The 1,266-nt window shown below is 48.5% G+C and carries 1 protein-coding gene; it reads right to left on the bottom strand.

The features are described 5' to 3' along the window. Positions 1-1,266, bottom strand: a 1,266-nt coding sequence (locus tag QZT26_RS17710; RefSeq protein ID WP_295104089.1) for a hypothetical protein, incomplete at both ends; no start/stop codon positions are given.

Below are 1,266 nucleotides of genomic sequence, written 5' to 3'. Positions count from 1 at the left end.
TAGACCGCTTACCTGCACTGGTGTTGAACGGTTGGTAGTTGAGCCGTCTCCCAGTTGACCATATCCATTATATCCCCATGCCCACACCGTGCCGTCTGATTTCAGGGCGATTGTGTGAACATACCCTCCTGCAATGGCAATTATGTTAGTTAGATAAGTCACCGGCGTCGGTATTGAACGGTTTGTAATTGTCCCGTCTCCCAACTGACCATAAGAATTAGACCCCCACGCCCACACCGTATTATCCGATTTCAAGGCTATTGTGTGATAATCTCCTCCTGCAATGGCAATTACATCAGTTAGACCGCTCACCTGCACTGGCGTTGAACGGTTTATAGTTGTCACATCTCCCAGTTGACCATTCCAATTTGCCCCACATGCCCACACGGTGCCATCTGGCTTCAGAGTTAGCGTATGATATGCACCTGCTGATATCTGTGATCGCGGCAAAAATATGGTTTCACTTCCGTAGGATATACCTCTGCTGTTTTGAGCAGCTATCCTGTAATAGTATGTCGTCCATGGCGTTAAAGATCCTAAAGTAGCACTTATGTACGCAGAGCTGGTTCCGCATGGAATAGTTGCTGTGGTATCGAAATACACTCCACTGCTCGTGCCATAATCAAACCACGCAGTAGTTGCGGCCCTGTTGCCGTCCACCCACCCATTCAGTAATACGGAACTCAAGCTAACGCACGTTGTTGAACCTGTTATCACGGCAGGGGTAGTAACGGAATTCATGTCGTATCTCAAACTCCGTACAGGCGTTGAACTGTTCTTCGTTGACCAGTTTCCCAGTTGATTATTTCCATTATACCCCCAAGCCCACACCGCGCCGTCTGATTTCAAGGCAATTGTGTGATAATACCCTCCTGCAATGGCAATTACATCGGTCAGACCGATTACCTGTACTGGCAATGAGCGTTCTGTGGTTGACCCGTCTCCCAGTTGTCCATAAATATTCCTCCCCCACGTCCACACTGTGCCGTCTGATTTCAAGGCTATTGTATGATAAAGCCTTGCGGTAACGGCAATTACATCTGTTAGGCCGCTTACCTGCACTGGTGTTGAACTGTTGGTCGTTGTCCCATCTCCCAGTTGACCCCCTTCATTATGCCCCCATGCCCACACCGTGCCGTCTGATTTCAAGGCAATTGTGTGAATATACCCCCCTGCAATGGCAATTATATCTGTTAGACCGCTTACCTGTACCGGCGTTAAGTGGTCTGTAGTTGACCCGTCTCCCAGTTGACCATATCCATTATA

The sequence above is a fragment of the uncultured Candidatus Kuenenia sp. genome, from assembly GCF_900696675.1.
In the GTDB taxonomy this organism is placed as follows: Bacteria; Planctomycetota; Brocadiia; order Brocadiales; family Brocadiaceae; genus Kuenenia; species Kuenenia stuttgartiensis_A.
Note: the sequence above shows the minus strand (reverse complement) of the source record. Positions and strands in the feature narration are given on the sequence as shown.